This window comes from Candidatus Nanopusillus massiliensis (genome assembly GCF_920984865.1).
In genome coordinates this window covers 192,387-192,817 of record NZ_OV100765.1, presented here as the reverse complement: position 1 = coordinate 192,817, position 431 = coordinate 192,387, and the positions used below count along the sequence as shown (strand labels likewise).

The window sequence follows — 431 nt, the reverse complement described above, 5'->3', positions numbered from 1 at the left end:
TTGTTGCAAGAGAAAAAGGATGGGAAATAATAAAGAATATGAAAATATACAATAATTTAGATGAGGTAATTGATTTATTTGATATAAATTATGGTACAACTGGAGTTTCTTCAAAGATGGTAANNGAAGTATTAAGAAATCCTTTAACTCGTAGAGAATTTGCAAATTCTATATATAAATATGATGGAAAGATTGGTATATTTTTTGGAAGAGAATCTAAAGGTTTTAGCAATGAAGAATTAAATAAATTTGATGGAATAATTAAAATTCCTGCAAGTGAAGAATATCCAATAATGAATATAACCCATTCTGCGGCAATAATATTGTATGAATTATTTATTTCAAAAAATAATCCNNNAAGAAAAGTATTTAAATTAATAAATAATCAAGAAAGAAAATATTTATATAAAATGTTTAAAGATTTTGTAGAT

1 protein-coding gene (only partly in view) is annotated in these 431 nt (G+C 22.8%); it reads left to right on the top strand.

What is annotated here, in order from left to right:
* Window positions 1–431, top strand: part of the annotated coding region (locus tag LUA84_RS01340; protein ID WP_231434088.1) for an RNA methyltransferase (this coding region is incomplete at its 3' end). The annotated region extends 142 nt beyond the left edge of the window; 431 of its 573 annotated nt are in view.